We start from the raw sequence: 21,579 nt of genomic DNA, 5'->3' as shown, positions 1-21,579 counted from the left end.
TCCATCTTCCTGGGCAACCAGGACGTGCTGGCCGAGTATCAGGTCATCAACAACAACTTCTCGGCCGAGTACGGGCGCAACATGGGCTCGGTGATCAACTACATCACCAAGTCGGGCAGCAACAGCCTGCACGGGACGGCGTTCTGGTTCTACACTGGCTCGTGGCTGTCTTCACGGAGGAACGAGGAAAAATCTCCGTTGCTGGGCTTCTGCGTCCCGCCCGCGACCTCGCTCACTTCCAATTGCCTGGACCCCAACGTGCCGCGCTTCGACGAGAACCGCATCGGCGGCACCATCGGCGGGCCCATCAAGAAGAACAAGGCTTGGTTCTTCGCCTCCTACATGCGCGACTACCAGCGGACTGGGGCTGCTCCCTCGAGCTCGGCCCCCTTCGTCACACCCACGCCTGCGGGTTTGGCCACGCTGGCAGCCTGCTTTCCCGGCAACCCGGGGGTGATCGCGCTGCAATCCCAGGGCCCCTATGGGGTGACGGCCGGTAACCCAACGCCCACTCCCGGCTCGACTTTCACGCAAGCCGTCCTGGCTTGCCCGGGGGTGGAGTTCGGCGAGGTGACCCGCTTCCTGCCCAGCCAGTTCAATGACAACGAGCTCACGGGCCGGATCGATGTGCAGGTCACCCAGAAGGACCGCTTCTTCGGGCGCTACATCTACCAGGACAACAACCTGACCAACGCCACCGGGCGCTTCGCGGCCGGGGCGGTGGTAGGCATCCCGGCGCGCGACCAGCAGATCGGTCTGGACTGGGTACACACCTTCACCGACCACTTCATCAACCAGGCGCGCTTCGGCTACTCGCGGGCGGGCTTCGGCTTTGAAGGCGGAACCTTCCCCGACTGCACCGACACCAGCATCCTCGCCTGCCCCTCGGGCCAGCAGTTCCTGGATGGGGTGAACCTGACCTTTGGCATGCAGAACAACCTGCCGCAGGGCCGGTTGATCAACGTCAGCCAGTGGCAGGACAACGCCTCCTGGGTGCACGGCCGCCACACCATCAAGTTCGGTGGTGAGTACTCGCGGCAGCGCTCCCCCAACGTCTTCCTGCCCAACATCAACGGCACCTTCTTCTGGGGGAGTTTCGATGACTTCATCGCTAACACTCCCGTGCAGTTGAGCCTCACCGACGGCCCGGCCTCCTTCAACTTCAAGGAGCAGGACGGGGCGATGTACGTACAGGACAGCTGGCGCTGGAAGGACAACCTGACCCTGAACTTCGGGGTGCGCTGGGAGTACTACGGGCAGGCCATCAACCTGCTGCACGACCTGACCGTGGCGCGCGAAACCGGGCCGACTCCTTTCTGGGACACGACCCTGCCCCTCGCGCAACGCACCATCGCCGAGGTTCCCCAGGACACCAACAACTGGGGACCGAACGTGGGCTTCACCTACACCCCGCACATCTTCCCGGGGCTGTTCGGCCGGGACAAGACGGTCTTCCGGGGCGGCTTCCGCATCGCCTACGATCCGGAGTTCTACAACATGTTCCTGAACGTAGCGACGGCGGCGCCGGTGGTCAACGCGGGCACCATCTTCGGGGTGGGGCTGCCGGCGGTGGCTCCCACCGGGGCCTCGCTGCGGGCAGCCGGCTACCTGGCGTTCATCCCCACCGGATCGGACCCGGGCTTCCGCACCCAGACCCGCGTGTCTCCGGATTTCCACAATCCCTACGCGGAGCAATGGAACTTCGGCTTCCAGCGTGAGCTGACCTCCAAGATCGCGCTGGAGGTGAACTACGTGGGCAACCACACCATCGGCAACTTCCAGACCGTCAACGGCAACCCTTTCCTGGGCCCCATCGGTGGGGGCGTAGGCTCGGGCCTGGCCAACGACTTTCCGGCGCTGGTACCGGCCGGAGTCACGCAGTGTTCGACCCCGGGGCAGCCGGGCTTCAACACGCGGCCCGTCTGCACCAACGGTCTGCTTCGCATCCGCGACAACGGCGCGTGGTCGATCTACCACGGGCTGCAGAGCGAGTTGCGCATCCAGAACTGGCACGGCCTCTCCTCGGGCTTTACCTGGACCTGGAGTCACGCCATCGACAACGTCAGCGAGATCTTCTCGACGGCGGCTGCCGGCAATGGCGTGGCGGGTCCGATGGATCCGTTCAACCCCAACATTCCGGAGCGCGGCACCAGCGGCACGTCCTACACCCACGTCGTCTCCCTGTGGTTCGTGTATGAGCTGCCCTGGTACAAGAGCCAGGCGGGCTTCCTGGGCAAGGTGCTGGGCGGATGGCAGATGAACGGCATCTACCGCTACCGCTCGGGTCAGCCCTTCAATCCGCTGGAAGAAACCCTCAGCTCCATTTCCAGCATCTACTGCGATCGCACCTTCAACAACACGTTCTACGGCATCGACACCTGCCGCCCGATCCTGAACGATCCCAGCGCTCCCCTCGACACGGTGGGCATCTACGATGCCACCTGCACGCTGCAGGATCCGTTCGGGGCGGGCACGACGCAGTTCCACTGGGTGTTCAATAACACCCAGGCGGCACTGTGCACCGGCAACCCCTTCGGGGGCGTGGGCCGCAACACCCTGCGCGCGCAGACGTTCAACAACCTGGACTTCGGCGTGTACAAGAACTTCAAGATGGGCGAGCGCGTGACCTTGCAGATCCAGGCCAACGGCTTCAACGTCTTGAACCGGCAGTACCGCGGCACACCGGACCCGTTCCTGGAAGATGGCGGGTTCTCCACCGTCGGTGGCTCGTTCATGAACAACTTCTTCTTCAACCCTGCTGGTGTCCCCACCAGCAACCGCCAATTCACCTTCGGCATGAGGTGGATCTTCTAACCTCGGCTTAAGGCAGCGGTTCCACTCTTCGAGGCCAGCCGCAAGGCTGGCCTCTTTTTCTTGCCGGTCACTTGCCGGGTAGTTCTGGCAAATCCCTGGGAGCGCGGTCTCAGCGCAGGCGTAGAATGCGCGGGAGCCTGCACGGAGCCAGCCCATGAGGTACGACTTCCTGGTTGAAACCTACGCGACCGAGCGCATCAAGGTGGTGAGCGTGTGGAGCGAGTTCCGCGACGCCGACCTCGAGTTCCGGCCCCATGCCAAGGACGCGCGCGGGCGCAGTGTCCACGAGCAGATGGTGCACCAATGCGTGAGCGAGGACGTGTGGTTCCGCACCATGCTGGGGATCGACGTGGGGGCGCCGCCGCTGCCGGCGCAAGAAACGCGCCTGGGCTTCCTGCGGCGCTACGCGGAGGACAGCGCCAAGCGGCTGGCGGCGCTGCGCACTCGGGACGAAGCCTGGTTCGAAGGCGACACGATGTTCTTTGACGGGAAGCGTTCGCGGGCCTGGGTCATGACCCGGCGCATCGCCCACACCGCCCATCATCGCGGCCAGCAGATGGCCATGCTGCGCATGCTGGGACGCGACCTGCACAGCAACTATGGCCCCACGGCCGACACCGGGGGCCTGATGCAGAATCACGCTCCCACGATCTACGCCTATCCCGACCTGGATGCACTGCTCGAGGCCGAAGCGGCCGGGGGCCGGAAGGCCCCTCTGCCGGGAGTGGGAGCCATGCCGGTCAGCGAGCGTCCCTCCGGGAAGTAACCCCGGCCGAGTGCATCCACCTTCCCCCCCCGCCTTTGCCCCAGCCGCCGAGAGAAAATAATTAACCTAGTTGACATTCTACCTGGTGGAGTGATACTGTGCAGCCGTCAGGTGGGGGCCGGAACTGCCCGGTACGGGGGGTGTGTGTGGACATCCCGACCGCCGCCTGGAAGGATTTTCCTCCCGCCCCGGCGCCGCCTCGCGCGCAACACCTCTTTCCCTCGCCCGCCGCCCTCCCAAGAATCGCGATCGCCACCGGCGCTCCGCCGCCCGGAGTGTGAACCGCCATGAACCACGCAGCGACCTCTCCGATTCCCACTGATCCGGCGCTGCTGGCCGAGGTGAGGCGCTATGGCAGCTTCGACACCAGCGGCTGCTACCAGTGCGGAAGCTGCACCCTTTCCTGCGACCTGGTGACAGAGTTCGTGAACTTCCCCCGCCGCAGCATCCGCTACGTCCTGCTGGGCCTGAGAGGGCCGCTGCTGGCCAGCCTGGAGCCGTGGATCTGCCATGACTGCGGCGATTGCTCGCTGCTGTGCCCGCGCCAGGCCGGGCCGCGGCTGTCCATGGCGACCCTGCGGCGCTTCCTGACCGCGCAGTACGACTGGACTCGCATCTCCGGCAAGCTGCTCGCCTCCCGAGCGTGGCATATCGCCGCCCTGACTTTCGTGGCGCTCCTGGTGGTGGCTCTGATCCTGGTCTATCACCTGACCTACGTGGGTCTGCCGTTCTCCGACTTCGCGACCACGCCCATGGGGCTGGAGCACATGTTCCCCATCATGACCTACTACGCGGTCACGGTGCTGCTGCTTCCGCTGCTGCTGGTGCTCTCGCGGATCTACCGCATCTGGCGGCTGACCATGGGCGGGGAGGGACGGACGCCCATGCCCGTGTCCGCCTACGTGGCGGAGGCGTGGACGTACGTGTGGCACTCGGCCACGCACAAGTTGATGCGCAAGTGTCCGGACCGGAGCCGCTGGCTGGGACATTGGCTGCTGGCCCTGGGCACGGGCCTCATGCTCACCGTGAAGCTGCTCGCGCTCAGGTGGTTCCAGACGGACGCGGTCTATCCCATCTACCATCCGCAGCGCTGGCTCGGCTATCTGGCGGCCGGGTTCATCTTCTACGGGATCGGCGACATCCTCATCGGCCGCATCCGGGCGCAGAAGGAGTTCTACAAGGAAACCAGCTTCGAGGACCTGGTCTTTCCCATCCTGCTGCTCCTGACCGCAGCCAGCGGGCTGGCGGTGCACGTCTTCCGCTACCTGGGCTTTGGGATGACCTGCCACTTCCTGTACGCCGCGCACGTGATCGTGGCCACGCCCATGCTCCTGGTCGAGATGTCGTTCGGAAAGTGGTCGCACATGATCTACCGGCCGCTGGCGCTGTACTTCGAAGCCGTGAAGGAGCGCGTCCGGCGGCAGGCGCCGGCGGAGGAGGCACTGCCCCATGTCCTCTGAGCCATTGCGGAGTCAGCCGGTGGGTGCCGCCCTGGTGGTGGGCGGCGGGATCGGCGGGATGCAGGCGGCCCTCGACCTGGCCGCCGGCGGCATCAAGGTCCATCTGGTGGAGGGCCGGCCCGCCATCGGCGGGGTGATGTCGCAGCTCGACAAGACCTTTCCCACCAACGACTGCGCCATGTGCACCATGGCGCCACGCCTGGTGGAGATCGGCCGCCACCGCGACATCGAGATCCTCTCCCTCAGCGAGGTGCAGAGCATCCAGGGCGGGCCGGGGGACTTCCGCGTCACCGTGCGCAAGCGGCCGCGCTTCGTGAACGAGTCGAAGTGCACCGGCTGCGGTACCTGCGTGGCCAACTGCCCTGTGCACAACGTGGTGCAACCCCTGGAGCCCCCGCGCATCGAGCTGGAGCCGGCCTACCGGGAACCGGTCGCGGGCATCCTGGCGCGCCACCGCCACCGCACCGGGCCGCTCATGCCCATCCTGCAGGAGGTCGATGCGGCGCTGCATTACTTTCCCGAGGGCGTGTTGCGGTACCTGGCCCAGGAGACCGGGTATCCGCTGGCGCACATCTACCGCATCGCCACTTTCTACAGCGCCTTCAGCGTGGTCCCGCGCGGCAAGTACGTGATCAATGTGTGCATGGGGACGACCTGCTACGTGCGCGGCAGCCAGCGCCTGATGGACAAGCTCAGCGAGAGCCTGGGCATCAAGCCGGAAGAGACCACGCCCGACATGAAATTCACGCTCAAGAGCGTGCGCTGCATCGGATGTTGCGGGCTGGCTCCCGCGCTCACCGTGGGCGGGGAGGTCTACGGCAAGCTGACCCGCAAGGACGTGCCCGACATCCTGCACAAGTGCAAGGAGGCGGCCTAGCATGCCGCTCAAACTGGAAGAGCTACGCCGGACGAGAGAGCAGGCACGGGAGGAGGCGCGCCTGCGCTCCGGCAAGGTGAAGGACCTGATGGTCTGCTGCGGGACCGGCTGCGTGGCCGGCGGCGGCTTCCGCATCAAGCAGGCCCTGGAGAAGGAGATCGAGCGCCGCGGCCTGAAGGACCAGGCGCGGGTGGTAGGGACGGGCTGCAACGGATTTTGCGGCCAGGGGCCGCTGCTGGTGGTCATGCCGGAGGGGAATTTCTACGGCTGGCTGAAGCCGGAAGACGCGGCCACCCTGGTGGAGGAGCACCTGGTCCACGGGCAGCCGGTCGAGAAGCTCATGTACGTCTCGCCCGCGAGCAAGAAGCCGGTCCCGCTGCTGGCGGACATCCCCTTCTTCCAGAAGCAGATGCCGGTCGTGCTGCGCAACAAAGGCCTCATCGATCCCGAGCGCATCGAAGACTACCTGGCGCGCGATGGCTACCAGGCGCTGGAGAAGGTCCTGACCAGCCTCACCCCCGACCAGGTGATCGAGGAGATCACGCGCTCGGGGCTGCGCGGGCGGGGCGGCGCGGGATTTCCCACCGGCATCAAGTGGCGTGTCTGCCGCCAGGAGAAGAGGACGCCCAAGTACCTGGTAGGGAACTGCGACGAAGGCGACCCGGGGGCCTACATGGACCGCAGCCTCCTGGAGTCCGACCCCCACTCCCTGGTGGAAGGGATGATCATCGCCGCCTACGCCATCGGCGTCGCCCGCGGCTTCGTCTACATCCGGACCGAATACCCGCTGGCCATCGAGAGGCTGCAGAAGGCCATCGCCAGCGCGCGCCAGCACCAGTTGCTGGGCGAGCGCATCCTCGATTCCGACTTCGCTTTCGACCTCGAGATCCGGGAGGGGTCGGGGGCGTTCGTCTGCGGGGAAGAGACCTCGCTAATCCATTCCATCGAAGGGGAGAGCCCGGAGCCGCGGCAGCGGCCTCCCTTCCCGGCGCAGGTGGGCTTGTGGGGCTGCCCCACGGTGATCAACAACGTCGAGACCCTGGCCAACGTGCCGGTGATCGTGGCGCGGGGCGCGGATTGGTACTCCACGATCGGGACCCCCAGCAGCAAGGGGACCAAGATCTTCTCCCTGGTGGGCAAGATCAACAACACCGGCCTCATCGAGATGCCCATGGGGATCACGCTGCGCGAGATCATCTACGACATCGGCGGCGGCATCCCCGGGAACAAGGCCTTCAAGGCGGTGCAGACGGGCGGGCCCTCGGGCGGCTGCATCCCCGGCAGCCTGATCGACCTCCCCATCGATTACGAGAACCTGCAGAAGGCGGGCTCCATGATGGGGTCGGGCGGGATGATCGTCATGGACGAGGACACCTGCATGGTGGATGTGTCCAAGTTCTTCATCCAGTTCACCAACGACGAGTCCTGCGGCAAATGCACCTCCTGCCGGGATGGCAGCGAGGCGCTGCTGGAGGTGCTGACCCGCATCTCGGAAGGGAAGGGGCGGCAGGGAGACGTGGAATTCCTGCAAGAGCTGGGGCCCGCGGTGAAGGACGCCTCCATGTGCGGGCTGGGGCAGACGCTGCCCAATCCCGTGCTTTCCACCCTGCGCTACTTCCAGGAGGAGTACGTCGCCCACGTCGCCGACAAAGAGTGTCCCGCTAAGGTCTGCAAGGAGCTTATCAAGTACTACATCGACCCGGACAAGTGCCCCGGCTGCATGCTGTGCCTGAAGAACTGCCCCTCCGGGGCGGTGAAGGGGGAGAGCAAGCACGTCCACGTGATCGACCAGGCGGTGTGCACCAAGTGCGGCGAATGCCTGGAGATCTGCCCGCCCAAGGTCGCCGCGATCCGGAAAGTCACCGGCAAGGAGGCGCGGGAGCTGCGATCCCTGGAGGCTCCCATCCCGGTGAAGGAATGGAGGGCGCGGCGCGCCCAGGAGACCAGGGCGAGGGACGGACGGTAGCAGGAAGTCGAAATGCCGAAGCTGAGCGTCAACCAGATACCCGTAGAGGTGCCGGAGGGAGCCAAGCTCCTGCAGGCCGTCGCCCAGGCCGGAGTCCAGGTCCCCACCCTCTGCCACCACAAGGCGTTGACTCCCTACGGCGCCTGCCGGCTGTGCATCGTGGAGGTGCAGGCGCCCGGGCGCCCGCCGGCAGTGCAGGCCTCGTGCTCGTACCCTGCCCTGGAGGGGCTCAGCGTCCTCACCCACAGCGAGCGCGTGGTGCAGGCGCGCCGCATCGTGGCCGAGCTGCTGCTGGCGCGCTGTCCCGAAGCCGAGGCCGTGCGGCGCATCGCTGCCGACCTGGGCGTGCACGAGCCCCGCATCGAAAAGAAGAATGACGATTGCATCTACTGCGGCCTGTGCGTCCGCGTCTGCCAGGAACGGATGGGGCGCAGCGCCATCGGCTTCTCCGGCCGGGGACCGCGCAAGAAGCTGGAGCCGCCCTTCGGCAAGCACAATCCCATCTGCTGGACCTGCGGGGCCTGCAACCAGGTCTGCCCCACCGGCAAGCAGGTGTCGGCGCTGACCAGCGCGCAGACCGCCATCCCCATTCCCAATCCCTACAACCTGGGCCTCGATCCCAAGCCCGCGGTCTCCATCCTGTACGCCCAGGCCGTCCCCAACAAGGCCGTGATCGATCCTGAGCATTGCATTCACACCCGCTTCGGGGCCTGCGGGATCTGCCAGGAGGTGTGCGAGGCCAAGGCCATCGACTACGAACAGAAAGAGGAGAGGGTCGAGCTGAACGTGGGGGCGGTGGTGCTCACGCCGGGATACGAGCTGGTGGACGCGCGCCTCAAGCCCGACCTGGGATACGGCCGCTTCCCCAACGTGATCACGGCGCTGGAGTTCGAACGCATCCTCTCGGCCTCGGGGCCGTACTCCGGGCGCGTGTTGCGGCCCTCCGACCAGCGCGGGCCCAAGCGCATCGCCTTCCTCCAGTGCGTAGGCTCCCGCGACGCGGACCGCGACTACTGCTCCTCGGTCTGCTGCATGTACGCCACCAAGGAAGCCATCCTGGCCAAAGAGCACCTGGGCGAGGAGCTGCAGTGCGACATCTTCTTCATGGACCTGCGCGCCTTCGGCAAGGGCTTCGAGCACTACTACCTGCGGGCCAAGGAGCTGGGGGTGCGGTACATCCGCAGCCGCGTGCCCATCCTCGAGGAGGTCCCCGGAACGCATTCTCTCCTGGTCCGCTATCTGGGCGAGGGCGACAAGAAGCTCTCGCAGGAGTACGACCTGGTGGTGCTCTCGGTTGGGATGCGCCCTCCCAAGGAGGCCGCCGCCCTCGCCGAGCGCTTCGGGATCGCGCTCAACCCCTTCAGCTTCTGCAGCACCTCGGAGTTCCGCCCGGCAGAGTCTTCCCGCGAGGGCATCTATGTGGCCGGGCCGTTCACCGAGCCCAAGGACATCCCCGAGACCGTGGTGCAGGCCTCGGCGGCGGCGGCGCTGGGCCTCTCGCTCCTGAAAGACGCCCGCGGCATGCTCATCACGCCCAAGGTGTATCCGCCGGAGAGGGAAGTAGCCGGGGAAGAGCCGCGCATCGGGGTCTTCGTCTGCCATTGCGGCACCAACATCGCCGGGGTGGTCAACGTCCCCGCCGTGGTCCAGTACGCGCAGACCCTGCCCAACGTCGTCTACGCCGAGAACAACCTGTACACCTGCTCCAACGATACCCAGGAACGCATCAAGGAGAAAGTCAGCGAGCACGGCCTGAACCGCGTGGTGGTGGCCTCCTGTACCCCGCGCACCCACGAGGCGCTGTTCCGCAACACCATCCGCGAACAAGGGCTCAACCCCTACCTGTTCGAGATGGCCAACATCCGCGACCAGTGTTCCTGGGTGCACATGCACGAGCCGGAAAAGGCCACGGAGAAAGCCAAAGACCTGCTGCGCATGGCGGTAGCCAAGGCCCGCCTCCTGGAGCCGCTGCGCTCGCGTTCGCTCGAGATCCAGCGCGCCTGCCTGGTGATCGGGGGAGGGCTGGCAGGCATGTCCGCCGCCCTGGCCGTCGCCGGGCAGGGCTTCGACGTCTTCCTGGTGGAGAAGGAGGCGGAGCTGGGCGGCAGCCTGCGGACGGTCCGCTACCTGCTCAACGGGGAGCAGCCCCAGGAAGAGTTGCGGCGGCTGGTGGAGCAGGTGCGGCAGAACGAGAAGATCCATCTCTTCCTGGAAGCGAGCATCGAGAGCATGGCGGGCTCGATCGGAGACTTCCACACCAAGATCGCAGCTCACGGGGAGACCACCGAGGTCGCGCACGGCACCGTCATCGTGGCCAGCGGAGCCGCCGGATACCGGCCGCAGGAATATCTCTACGGGCAGCGTCCCGAGGTCCTGACCCAGTGGGAGCTGGAGCAGCGGCTGGAAGGGGATGGCAGCTTCCTGCGGGCGCAAGCGGGGCAGCCTCCGAAGAGCGTGGTGATGATCCAGTGCGTGGGCTCGCGCACCCGCGAGCGCGCGTACTGCTCGCGGGTGTGCTGCACCGAAGCCATCAAGAACGCTCTGCGCATCAAGGAGCTCTCTCCCGAAACCCACGTCTCGATCCTCTACCGGGACATCCGCACCTACGGCTTCCACGAGAGCTACTACACGCTGGCCCGGCAGAAGGGCGTGGTCTTTGCCCGCTACGACGAGGAGCGCAAGCCGGAGGTGTCGGGCAACGGCGAGGGGCTGCAGATCTCGGTCTACGACCAAGTCCTGGGCATGACCATCGGCCTCCACGCCGACCTGGTGGTGCTCTCCGCCGCCACCGTGGCCAACCCCGACAACCCCAAGCTGGCGCAACTGCTCAAGGTGCCGCTCACCGAGGACGGGTTTTTCCTCGAGGCCCACCGCAAGCTGCGCCCGGTCGACTTCGCCACCGACGGGATCTTCCTCTGCGGGGCGGCCCATTCGCCCATGGCGGTGCGCGAGGCGGTCGCCCAGGCCGCGGGCGCCGCCGCCCGCGCCGGCACCATCCTGTCGCGGCCGGTGATCGACCTGGAGGCCACGGTCTCCCACGTGGTGGAGGAAGCCTGCGACGGCTGCGCCTACTGCGTCGATCCCTGCCCCTTCCACGCCATCACCCTGATCGAGTACCAGGCCGACGGCGAGACCAAGAAGCGGGTCAAGGTGGACGAGGCGGTGTGCAAGGGCTGCGGCACCTGCATGGCCACCTGCCCCAAGAACGCCATCTTCGTCTGGAACTTCCGGCCGGAGCAGTTGCTGGCCGAAGTCCACGCCGCCTTGCGAGTGGGGGACTGAGCCATGGAGGAAAAGGCCGCAGTCATGGAAGAGAAGAGCAGCGGCGCCAGCTTCGAGCCCCTCATCCTGACCTTCTGCTGCTACTGGTGCGCCTACGCGGGGGCCGACCTGGCGGGCACCTCGCGCCTGCAGTATCCGCCCAACATCCGCATCATCCGGGTGCAGTGCAGCGGCATGGTCCACCCCAACCTGGTCATCGAGGCGCTCACCAAGGGCGCCGACGGGGTGCTGATGCTGGGCTGCCATCCCGGCGATTGCCATTACCTGGAAGGCAACCTGCGCGCCAAGGCGCGCGCCGATGCCATCGATCTCATGCTCCAGGATTTCGGTCTGGAGCCGGAGCGCTTCCGCCTGGAGTGGGTCTCGGCCGCGGAAGGGCCGCGCTTCGCCCAGGTGGTCACTGAGATGGTCGAACAGATCCGGAAACTGGGCCCTAGTCCCTATCGCACGCAATAGTCCACGGAGGTCACGCACGCGAATCGCAAGAGGAAGTAGTAAAGGAGGCACAGCATGGCCGCTCGACTAGCCGAAGAGTGGTTCGCCATCTGTGGCGGATGCGAGGTCACCATCCTCGACATCGGCGAACCGCTTCTCGACGTTCTCCAACAAGTGCAGATCGTGCACATGCCGGTCCTGATGGACCACAAGCTCTATGGTCAGACCGGCGAGGGCACGGAGATGCAGATCCCCGAGGCGGAGATCGGGATCATATCCGGGGGAATCCGCTCCGAAGAACACAAGAAGCTGGCCCAGGAGATGCGCAAGAAGACGAAGACCCTGATCGCGCTGGGCTCCTGCGCCTGCTTCGGCGGTGTTCCCGCCCTCGCCAACCAGTACCAGACCGAAGAGCTGCTGGAAAAGGTCTATCGCGGCAGCAAGTCCACGGAAGCCAACGGCCTGCCCCACGAACAGATCCCGGCGCTGACCGACCGGGTCTACGCGGTGCACGAGGTGGTGCCGGTGGACGTCTATCTGCCCGGATGTCCCACCACCCCCGAGATGGTGGCGGGCGCGCTGCTGGCGCTGCTCAAGGGAGAACCCTTCCCCCTGCCCAGCAAGAGCGTCTGCGACGAGTGTCCCACCAAGCGTGAGAAGAAGGCCGTCTCCACCTTGAAGCGCCGCCTGGAGGCGCCGGAGTTCACCCCCGGCGCGCCCCTCGGCGAGATGCGCTGCCTGATGGAGCAGGGCTTGCTCTGCCTGGGTCCGGCCACCCGCTCCGGCTGCGGCGGCTCTGAAGGTGTGCCCCGCTGCATCCGCGCTTACATGCCTTGCGAGGGCTGCTTCGGGCCGCTCTCGGAGAAGGCCAACCCCATGGTCGACATGATGGGCGCTCTCGCTTCCATCGGCCTGGATCCCAAGCAGATCCCGGACCGGGCCGCCACCTTCAACCGATTTGCCGGCGCGGGACGACTCCGTCCCCTGCCCAAGAGGTGAACCATGGCTAAGACACTCGTGATCCAACCCGTCACCCGCATCGAGGGCCACGCCAAGGTCACCATCCAGCTCAACGACGCCGGCAACGTGGACACGGCGCGGGTCAACGTCATCGAACTGCGCGGCTTCGAGAAGTTCTGCCTGGGCCGCCCGGTGGAGGACATGCCCCGCATCACCCCGCGCATCTGCGGCGTCTGTCCCTGGTCGCACCATCTGGCGGCGGCCAAGGCCACCGACGCGGTCTTCGGGGTCACACCCCCGCCCGCGGGCGCCAAGCTGCGCGAACTCTGCAACTCGGTCGCCTACATGGAGGAGCACATCCTGCACTTCTACTTCCTGGCGGGCGCCGACTTCCTGCTCGGTCCGGACGCCGATTACTCGGTGCGCAACGTGATCGGCATCCTGCAGGCCGCGCCCGAGGTCGCCCGCCGTGTGGTCAAGGTGCGGCACATGTGCGCCAAGATGCTCGAGATCCTGGCGGGCAAGCCCATCCATCCCCAGGCGGCGGTGCCCGGCGGTTTCAGCAAGCCCCTGCTGCCCGCCGAGCGCGACCAGCTCCGCAAGATGGCGGACGAGGCCCTGGAATTGGCCAAGTTCTCCATCGCCTTCGCCAAGGAGAACGTCTTCCCCAAGTACCTGGAGGTGGTGAAGTCGCTGGGGGTGATCACCACCGGGTTCCTGGGCACGGTGAGCAAGGACGGCGCGCTCGACCTCTACGACGGCCAAGCCCGCCTGATGAAGCCGGACGGCTCGTTCGAGGACTTCTCCTACGACCACTACACCGACTTCATCGCCGAGCACATCGAGCCCTGGAGCTACCTGAAGTTCCCCTACGCCAAGAAGTGGGGCGAAGGCTTTTCCATGGACGTGGACAAGCCCCAGGGCGTGTACCGCACCAATACCCTGGCGCGCATCAACGTCTGCGACAAGATCGCCACTCCCTTGGCGCAAAAGGAGCTGGAGGAGTTCCGCCAGAAGTTCGGGCGGCCCGCGCAGCTCACCCTGCTCTATCACTGGGCGCGGCTGATCGAACTGCTCTACAACGCCGAGAATGCCGTCCGCCTGCTCGACGATCCGGAGATCACCAGCACCGAGACCCGCGTGAAGGTGACCCCCCGGGCGGCGCGCGGCGTGGGCGTGACCGAGGCCCCGCGCGGCACTCTCATCCACGACTACGAGACCGATGCCGACGGCATGGTGACCAACGTCAACCTCATCGTCGGCACCACCCACAACAACGCTCCCATCAACATGTCGGTCACCCAGGCCGCCAAGAGCCTCATTCACGACGGCAAGTATGACCAGGGAGTGCTCAACACCGTGGAGATGTCCATCCGCGCCTACGATCCTTGCCTCTCCTGCGCTACCCATCGTCTGGACGGCAAGCTGGCGGTGCGCCTGGACATCGTGGACGCGGAAGGCAAGCTGCTCGATTCGCTGGCCAACTAGCCCGCGCATCGAGGAAGGGAAGGTAGGAGGACGGAGGAAGGGGAGCCCGCTCTCCCGCTCCTCCGCCACGGCCATGCTGGAAGCGGAGCCAAGCGAGCTGCCGGAGTTTTGCCTCAAGCCCACCCTGGTGCTGGGCTGCGGCAACACCCTGTTTGGCGATGACGGTTTCGGGTGCGCCTTGGTGGACTACGTCGCGGCCCACTGCGACGTCCCCGAAGCCGTCTGCCTGCTGGACGTGGGCACGGGGGTGCGCAAGCTGCTCTTCACCCTGTGCCTCAGCCCGCGCCGGCCGCGCCGCCTGCTCATCCTCGACGCCTTCGACGCCGGCCGCGCCCCCGGGGAACTGTTCGAGCTCGATCCCGCCGAGATCCCGGCGGTCAAGCTCGACGACTTCTCCCTGCACCAGCTCCCCACCTCCAACCTGCTGCGCGAATTGCAGGAGAGCTGCGGGGTAGAGGTACGGGTGCTGGCTTGCCAGACCGGACCCTTGCCGGAGGAGATCCGTCCCGGCCTCTCGCCCGAGGTGGGAGCCGCCCTGCCGCGCGCCGCCGGCTGGCTGACAGGCCGGTACTTCGGCGGCGAGGGTCGCGGGAGGGCCGGGGAGGACTTGACAGGGGCGCCGTCCCCGGGCATTAATTAACTTGAGAAACTATTTCGGAGGGAAAGCAACATCATGGCCGGTACCCGCAGCGGAGAGGTGATCCACGACTTCCTGGGCAGCGCCCACATCTTCACCTCGGCGGTGAACGACGTGGTGGAGAAGCGCCTGCTGCGTGAGGTGGCCGGCGCCGAGCTCACCTTCTCCCAGTTCCGTCTGCTCAAGCTGGTGGAGATGACCGACGCCCGCACCATCGGGGACGTCGCCCTCTTCCTGGGCATCTCCAACGCCGCCGCCAGCAAGGCGGTGGACAAGCTGGTGCGCCAGGGGCTGCTGGGCCGCTGCGAGGGCGCCCCCGACCGCCGCGAGATCCGCCTCTCCCTCACCCCGCCCGCCCAGCGCCTGCTGGACGCCTACGCCCAACTCAAGGACCGCAAGCTGGCCCGCATCTTCCGCCAGTTCGCACCCGAGGATCTGAGGCGCGCCTCCCAACTGCTCGACCGCCTCTCCGCCGGCCTCGTGGACCACACCGCCAAGGTGGACGAGGTCTGCCTGCAGTGCGGCATCTACTTCCGCGAGAAGTGCCTGGTCCGCCAGTTGGTGAAGCGCAACTGCTTCTACCATCGCAACAAGAGCCACAAGCCCCGCCCGCCCCAGCCCGGCAATGGGGCGGCGCCCAAGTTCGCCCTGCCGGCCGCCAAGGGTTAAGGAGAAGCCGTCATGTGCCTGGCCGTGCCCGGAAAGATCCTCTCCACCGAAGAGCGCGGCGGCGCGCGCACCGCCCGCGTGATGTTCGGCGGCATCACCAAGCAGGCCTACCTGGACTTCGTTCCCGAGGCCGGGGTCGGCGACTACGTGATGGTGCACGTGGGCTTCGCCATCAGCAAGGTAGACGCCGCCGAGGCCGCCCGCACCTACGAGATCCTCGAGCAGATGGGACTGCTGGAGGCGGAATTGGGTCCGCCCGAGCCTGCCGGCACGGCCTGAGTCATCCGATCAGTTCTACCTCGCCTTCGATCTCCACCGGGATGTCGAAGGGCAGCTCGGCCATGCCCACCGCGCTGCGGCTGTGCGCTCCGGTGTCCGGCCCGAAGACCTCCAGGATGAGGTCGGAGAAGCCGTTGATGACGGCGGGCTGGCGATTGAAGCCGGGCGCCGAGTTGACCATGCCGAGGACGCGGCCCCAGGCGGCGATGCGGTCCAGGTCGCCGAGTGCGCGCTGCAGGCTGCCCAGGATGGAGAGCGCGGTGAGCCGCGCCGCGGTGTAGCCCTGTTCCAGGGTGAGTTCGCGCCCCACTTTGCCGCGCGGCTCGGCGACGGCGCCGTCGGGGCTCTGCGGGCCGTGTCCGGAGATCAGCGCCCGTCGGCCCACGACACGCACGAACTGAAAAGGGAAGACCACGCCCTGTGGCGGCTTCGTCGGCGGAGGCAAAACCAGCCCCAGGCTCCGCAAGCGCTCTTCGATTCGTGGCATGAAAGAACCTCTCTTCCTGGAGTCCACGATTCACGGTTGAGGATGCGGGCCGGCGGCTTGCGCCGGCGCCGCGAACATCACCTTCACGCACTTGATCTCGTAGGGACCGGTGGCCAGCCTCACCTCGCCGTCGTGGAGGGAGAGTTCCCGCTCCGGCTTCTCCATCAGGTTGGTCTCCCAGGCGCGTTCGGCGCCGGCGGGAAGCCGCAGCCGGGCCTCGGTCTTGCGCCCGGCGGATTCGTAGAAGCGGAAGATCAGGCCATCGTCGTCCTCCGCCTTCTTGACGGCGGTGAGCACGAGGTTGCCGGGCGCGAGCGAGGCGAAGGAGAAGGCGGCGGGCAACGGCCCGGGGTGGGGCGCCGCGGCCATGGCCAGCAAGGGAGTATTGAGCTCGTATCCCTGGTGCACGGTGTCGGCGTCCTTCCAGGAGCCGGCGTGAGGGTAGAGGGAGTAGGTGAAGCGGTGGAAACCCTGGTCGGCGGTGGGATCGGGCCACACCGGCGAGCGCAGCAGCGACAGCCGCAGCACGTTGCCCGTGGCGTCGTAGCCGTACTTGCAGTCGTTGAGCAGGCTGAGACCGCCGTGGGCATCGGAGAGGTCGGCCCAGCGCAGCGCCGGCACCTCGAACTGCGCCTGCTCCGCGGGGGTGTTGCGCGTGGTGGGGCGCTGGATGCTGCCGTAGGGGATCTCGAAGGTGGCGAAGTCGCTGTGCGCGCCCACGGGGAAGGCTACTTTCAGCAGGATGTGCTGCTCGTGCCAGTCGGCCGACATGCGCACGTCCACCCGCGGCACATGGGCGTAGACGGTGATGTCCTGGGTGAAGGTGGACCTCTGGAACTTCTTGACCACGCGCAGGACGGCGCGCACCGGGCCGCTCTCCACCAGCCTGACCTCCTCCGGCTGGGTGAGGTCCCACTTCTGCTTCTCGAAGTCGGCGTCGATGTTCCAGGCGTCCCAGGCCTTGGGCTTGTCCACAAAGGTCTGGAGCAGGTTGCCGCAGGCGCCGGGAGGCAGCGCCTCCCGCTGGTGCGCCTTGTCGAAGAGGCTGGTGATGCAGCCGGTCGCGGGGTCCACGCGCACCCGCAGGAACTCGTTCTCCAGGGTGTCGACCGAGGCCACCAGGGGAGAAGGCTGGAGCTGGGCGCGGGCGACGGGCACCAGGTGAAAGACGGCGTAGCCGAGCGCGGGCACATCCTGTGCGACGAAGCGCACGCTCGCCCGGTGGGTGGCTGGGTCGAGCGGCCCGTTCTCGGAGAGCATGATCTCGCCCGACGGCGCGCGCACTTCCACCGCGGGAGCCGCCCGGTCGAACTGCGCTTCCACCTCGACCACCCCGGTGCGAGTCCAGGAGAGCGGATTGAAGACCACCACGGGGACGCCGGGCCCGGCGGTGGCGGCGTGGGCGGCGAGCTCGCCCAGCGCTTCATGAAGCTCCTGGCGGCCGGTGCGGCGCACCTCGGCGTGGTCGCGGCCGGCGTCCACGTACAGCGCGTGGATGCCCGAGCCCGCCATGATGTCGTGGAACTGGTTGAACAGCACCTTTTTCCAGGCCTCGGTGAGATCGGCCTGCGGATACGGCCGCCCGTAGAGCGAAGCCAGGGAGGAGAACTTCTCCGCCTCCAGCAGCAGCACTTCGTTGCGCCGGTTCGCCTTCTTGGTCTCGGCCTGGGTGGTGAAGGTGCCGCGGTGATACTCCAAATAAAGCTCGCTGTCCCAGACGGGGAAGTTGGCCTGGGGAGCGGCGGCGGCCAACTGATCGAGGTAGGGCTGCGCCTTGCCCAATTCGAGGCGGGGATAGATGGCCCCCGGCTGCTGCCAGCGGCGCGCCGTTTCCAGCATCTCGCGCGTGGGTCCGCCGCCGTGGTCGCCCACGCCGTAGAGGAACATCATCTCGGGGTAGTGGGCCTTGCGCTGGAACTCGCCCAGATGATCGGCCATGCGCACGGGTTCCAGCGGATTGGCGTAGTCGTGCGGGAAATAGGTCAGGATGCGGGTGCCGTCGGGCGACTCCCACCAGAAGACGGAGTAGGGGAACTTGGTGGTCTCGTTCCAGTAGATCTTCTGGGTGACGAAGAAGTCGAAGCCCGACTTCTTGTAGATCTGCGGCAGTTGCCAGTTGTAGCCGAAGGAGTCGGGGTTCCACCCGGTGCGGATGTCCACGCCTAACTTTTCTTTGAAGTAGCGCTTGCCGATCAGGATCTGGCGCACCAGCGACTCGCCGTCCGGGATGTTGAGGTCGGGCTCTACCCACATGCCGCCGATGGGTTCCCACCGCCCCTCCTTCACCCGCTCCTGGATCTGCTGGAAGAGCGAGGGGTACTTCTCCTCCATCCAGGCGTAGGCCTGGGCGGTGGACATGGTGAAGGTGAAGTCGGGGTACTCCTGCATGAGTTCCAGGGCGCTGGAGAAGGTGTTGCGCACCACGTCCACGGTCTCGCTGGCCGGCCACAGCCAGGCCATGTCGATGTGGGTGTTGCCGGTGGCGTGGATGGTGAAGCTCTTCAGCCAGGCATCCAGCGGCTGCAGCTTCGCCTGGGCCGCGCGCAGAGACTGGTCGAAGCCGGCCTGGTCGCCGCGCTCCAGCGCGGCCCAGTCCACCGCCGCCAGGGCGGAATCCACGTAGGCCTCACGCTCCGCCTGCTGTTCGGCGACGCCGCGGATCACCAGGTCGGCGGACTGGCACTCCTCCAGCAGCATGCGAGGATCGGGGCGGCCGGGCGCAGGCTGGAAGTCGAGCTGCGACCGCCGCAGCACGGTCTTGCCGGGCAGCACCTGCACGCGGATGGCGAGCAGCAGCTTCGTCCCGGGCTCGACGCTGGGCGAGATCAGAGCAGTGTCCAGGTCCTCGCCTTCGGCCACCTGCCGCCCGTTGACGTACACCGCCACCCGCGGCGTGGTCTCGCCCTCCAGGTCGATGTGCAGCAGCAGGCGCGCGCCGCGAAGGTCGTAGCCGTGCAACAGCGCAGGCAGTTCCACTGTGCGGCGCAGCCACGCCGAACCCGTGGTCCACTCCTTTCTTGTCTGGTAGGACTGCCAGCTTGTGTCGTCGGTCTCCTCGGCCTCGCCGGGCGTGCCGTCCACCGCATGGAAGCGCCACTCGGGCAGCGGGATGGTGGTGATGGCGTCGAAGCGGGCGACGATAGGCTTCCAGTCGCGCGCCGCGTTTGGCGCGCCGGCGGCCTGGGGCGGAAGCGCCAGAGCGGGGAGCGCGGCGAGAAGGAGCAAGCCGGGCGCACAGCGCAGGATGGTGTTTCTCATAGGAGCCTCCTCGACGTCGCGCTGCCGCCGTCAGCGGCTGGCGGAAGCGAGCACGAAGATCGCCACCACCAGCACGGAGACGCCCGCGAACATGACTTGCAGCGGGCGCCGGCCCGTGCCCTTCCACTCCTTGGTGACCACGCCCCAGAAGCTGGCGGTGATCACGATGAGGGACATGAACAGCGGCCAGCCCAGCACCGTGCCCAGCGAACCCAGCCGCCCCGCCGCCACGCCGTACATCAGCGTGCTGCCGAACCAGAAGACGCCCATCACGCCCGCCAGCAGGAAGTAGCCGGCGGTGCCGCGGCTGCCGAAGCGGCTTCCGGTGCGGTTCTTGCGCAGCAGGTAGGCGCAGTAAACAAGGTTGGGGACGCCGCCGGCGCACATCAGCGGCATCCAGACGGCGTTGGGCGACCAAGTGGGCGAGGCGCCCAGTTTCTGCGCCGCCGCCAGCAGGGGCTGGCCGAAGGCCAAGCCGAAGTTCACCAGCGCCGAGCCGACCCCGCTGATGCAGCAATACAGCAGGCCGCGCGACACCGAAGCCTTCTGTGGCGCCTGCCCCAGCGCGGCTTCGCGCTTGCGCCCTGCCACCCCGCACACGCCCACGCCCACCAGCACCAGGGCCACGCCGCCCAGCACCTCCAGACCCTGCGCGGTGAAGATCTGCTCCGGGTGCAGGCGGATGAGCGGCACCAGGCTGCCTACCGCCGCCGCCAGGCCCAGGATCACGGAGAACGCCAGAGCGATGCCCACCGCATCCACCGCCAGCCCGAAGAAAACCTGCGAGATCCCCCAGCCGGCCCCGCAGGCGATCACGATGACCAGCGCACTGCCGGGCGCGTTGCCATACACCTGGCGCAGCGCAGGCACCGTGGCCAGGGTCACGGTCGGCGGGAACAGCACCAGGGCCCAGAAGGTCCAGGCCAGCCAGGTGTTCTCCCAGGCCCACCCCTTGGTGAACTTCATGGGCAGCGTGAAGCTGCCGTTCATCGCCCCGGCAACTAACAACAGCAGAACGCCAACGACCGTGCCGTTCATGGAGGTCTCTCTCGCGGGTCCGCTCTGGGGACCCGAAGGCGGCGGCAGTATACTCGCAAGCCACGGGGCGGGGCTAGGATGCCGTTCCCACCGCCCGTGCGAGGGAGTCGCGTGGAACCGGTTTTTCTAGGCGTGGATATCGGTGGCACCAAGGTGGCCGCGGGGCTGGTGGACGCGCGCGGGCGCATCCTGGCCAAGGCACGCGTGCCCATGGTGAGCCGCGAAGACGCGGCCGCGGGACTGCGCTCGGTGCAGAGTGCCATCGCCGCCGCTCTGCAGGCGCAACCGGGGAAGGGGACAGCGCCGTCCGCCATCGGCATCAGCAGCCCGGGCCCGCTCGATCCGGAGCGCGGGGTGGTCCTCAATCCTCCCAACCTGCCCTGCTGGCGCAATTTCCCCCTGGTGGAAGAGATCCAGAAGGCGCACGGCCTGCCCACGCACATCGAAAACGATGCCAACGCCGCCGCCCTGGCCGAAGCCCTGTGGGGCGCCGGCGCCGGCTTTCGCTACGTCTTCTACGCCACGCTGGGGACCGGCATCGGCACCGGCCTGGTGCTGGACGGCCGCATCTATCACGGGCGCACGGGGGCGGCCGTGGAGGCCGGGCACATCTCCATCGACTATCGCGGTCCGCGCTGCGGCTGCGGCAAGCGCGGCTGCATCGAGGCTCTGGCCTCCGGGCCGGCGATGGCCCAACGCGCCCGCGAGCGCCTGGCCGCCGCGGGCCCAGCCGGAGCCAAGGTCCTGGAACTGGCGGGAGGGGATCCGCAGGCGATCACCGCGGAGGTCGTGGCCGCGGCCTGGCGTGCGGGCGATCCCTTCGCCACTGCCGTTCTGCGCGACACCGCCGACCTGCTGGCCATCTGGCTGGGCGATGTGATCGACGTGCTGGAGCCCGAGGTCCTCATCTTCGGCGGCGGCATGGGTGAGCTGTTCGCGGAGTGGTTCGAGCACATCCGGGCGCAGTTGCCGCAGTGGTCCATCAACTCGCGCTGCCGCGAGATCCCGTTGGTACGCGCCCACTACGGCGAGGACTCCGGCATCACCGGCGCTGCCGCCCTCTGCCTGGCGGCCCCGCCGGTGGTCTAATAGAGGAGATGGCGAGCCAGGCCAAGAAAGAAGAGTCGCTCTCCCCGCTGGCGGGCCGGCCCGCCCCCCGCGAG

At 67.2% G+C, this 21,579-nt stretch carries 16 protein-coding genes; 13 read left to right on the top strand and 3 right to left on the bottom strand.

Features of this window, described 5'->3' with window-relative positions; translation table 11 throughout:
- From VEG08_12475 to VEG08_12420, 12 genes are all read left to right on the top strand, one after another.
- Window positions 1–2,814 (top strand): hypothetical protein (locus VEG08_12475; protein HXZ28799.1); only part of this gene is annotated, 2,814 nt, incomplete at its 5' end.
- Between the two features lie 154 nt (window positions 2,815–2,968).
- Window positions 2,969–3,580, top strand: a complete 612-nt coding sequence (locus VEG08_12470) for a DinB family protein (protein HXZ28798.1) — start codon at window positions 2,969–2,971, stop codon at window positions 3,578–3,580.
- Window positions 3,581–3,867: 287 nt separating this feature from the next.
- Entirely contained in the window at window positions 3,868–5,040 is a 1,173-nt protein-coding gene (locus VEG08_12465; GenBank protein ID HXZ28797.1) for a 4Fe-4S dicluster domain-containing protein, read from the top strand.
- Window positions 5,030–5,917 (top strand): NAD(P)H-dependent oxidoreductase subunit E, encoded by an 888-nt coding sequence (locus VEG08_12460; protein ID HXZ28796.1) that lies wholly within the window; start codon window positions 5,030–5,032, stop codon window positions 5,915–5,917. Before VEG08_12465 ends, VEG08_12460 begins: the two co-directional genes overlap by 11 nt.
- Window position 5,918: 1 nt before the next feature.
- The gene (nuoF, locus tag VEG08_12455; GenBank protein ID HXZ28795.1) at window positions 5,919–7,883 is read left to right on the top strand and encodes an NADH-quinone oxidoreductase subunit NuoF; all 1,965 of its coding nucleotides are present in this window, start codon (window positions 5,919–5,921) and stop codon (window positions 7,881–7,883) included.
- 12 nt (window positions 7,884–7,895) lie between these two features.
- Complete coding sequence (locus VEG08_12450; GenBank protein ID HXZ28794.1) at window positions 7,896–11,165, top strand: FAD-dependent oxidoreductase; 3,270 nt, start codon at window positions 7,896–7,898, stop codon at window positions 11,163–11,165.
- 24 nt (window positions 11,166–11,189) lie between these two features.
- Window positions 11,190–11,621 (top strand): hydrogenase iron-sulfur subunit, encoded by a 432-nt coding sequence (locus VEG08_12445; protein HXZ28793.1) that lies wholly within the window; start codon window positions 11,190–11,192, stop codon window positions 11,619–11,621.
- 54 nt (window positions 11,622–11,675) lie between these two features.
- Window positions 11,676–12,599, top strand: coding sequence for a hypothetical protein (locus VEG08_12440; GenBank protein ID HXZ28792.1), 924 nt, complete (start codon window positions 11,676–11,678; stop codon window positions 12,597–12,599).
- 3 nt (window positions 12,600–12,602) lie between these two features.
- Complete coding sequence (locus VEG08_12435; protein ID HXZ28791.1) at window positions 12,603–14,048, top strand: Ni/Fe hydrogenase subunit alpha; 1,446 nt, start codon at window positions 12,603–12,605, stop codon at window positions 14,046–14,048.
- Between the two features lie 73 nt (window positions 14,049–14,121).
- Window positions 14,122–14,688 (top strand): hydrogenase maturation protease, encoded by a 567-nt coding sequence (locus tag VEG08_12430; GenBank protein HXZ28790.1) that lies wholly within the window; start codon window positions 14,122–14,124, stop codon window positions 14,686–14,688.
- Window positions 14,689–14,721: 33 nt separating this feature from the next.
- Window positions 14,722–15,354, top strand: a complete 633-nt coding sequence (locus VEG08_12425) for a MarR family winged helix-turn-helix transcriptional regulator (GenBank protein HXZ28789.1) — start codon at window positions 14,722–14,724, stop codon at window positions 15,352–15,354.
- Window positions 15,355–15,366: 12 nt separating this feature from the next.
- Entirely contained in the window at window positions 15,367–15,633 is a 267-nt protein-coding gene (locus tag VEG08_12420; GenBank protein ID HXZ28788.1) for a HypC/HybG/HupF family hydrogenase formation chaperone, read from the top strand.
- A 1-nt stretch (window position 15,634) separates the two neighbouring features.
- On the opposite strand, the gene VEG08_12415 is transcribed toward VEG08_12420, so the two are convergent.
- Genes VEG08_12415 through VEG08_12405 form a run of 3 tightly spaced genes read right to left on the bottom strand, consistent with a single transcriptional unit; the run spans window position 15,635 to window position 20,416 of the window.
- Complete coding sequence (locus tag VEG08_12415; protein HXZ28787.1) at window positions 15,635–16,120, bottom strand: RidA family protein; 486 nt, start codon at window positions 16,118–16,120, stop codon at window positions 15,635–15,637.
- A gap of 30 nt (window positions 16,121–16,150) precedes the next feature.
- Entirely contained in the window at window positions 16,151–19,378 is a 3,228-nt protein-coding gene (locus VEG08_12410; GenBank protein HXZ28786.1) for an alpha-mannosidase, read from the bottom strand.
- Between the two features lie 30 nt (window positions 19,379–19,408).
- A complete protein-coding gene (locus tag VEG08_12405) occupies window positions 19,409–20,416 on the bottom strand; it encodes an L-rhamnose/proton symporter RhaT (GenBank protein ID HXZ28785.1) in 1,008 nt (335 codons plus the stop codon).
- Window positions 20,417–20,527: 111 nt separating this feature from the next.
- Between VEG08_12405 and VEG08_12400 the strand changes: the two genes are divergently transcribed.
- A complete protein-coding gene (locus VEG08_12400) occupies window positions 20,528–21,505 on the top strand; it encodes an ROK family protein (GenBank protein HXZ28784.1) in 978 nt (325 codons plus the stop codon).
- Window positions 21,506–21,579: the final 74 nt, after the last annotated feature.

The organism is Terriglobales bacterium (genome assembly GCA_035624475.1).
Lineage (GTDB): Bacteria > Acidobacteriota > Terriglobia > Terriglobales > Acidobacteriaceae > DASPRL01.
The sequence above is the reverse complement of the archived record's forward strand: the minus strand, read 5'-3'. Positions and strand labels throughout refer to the sequence as shown.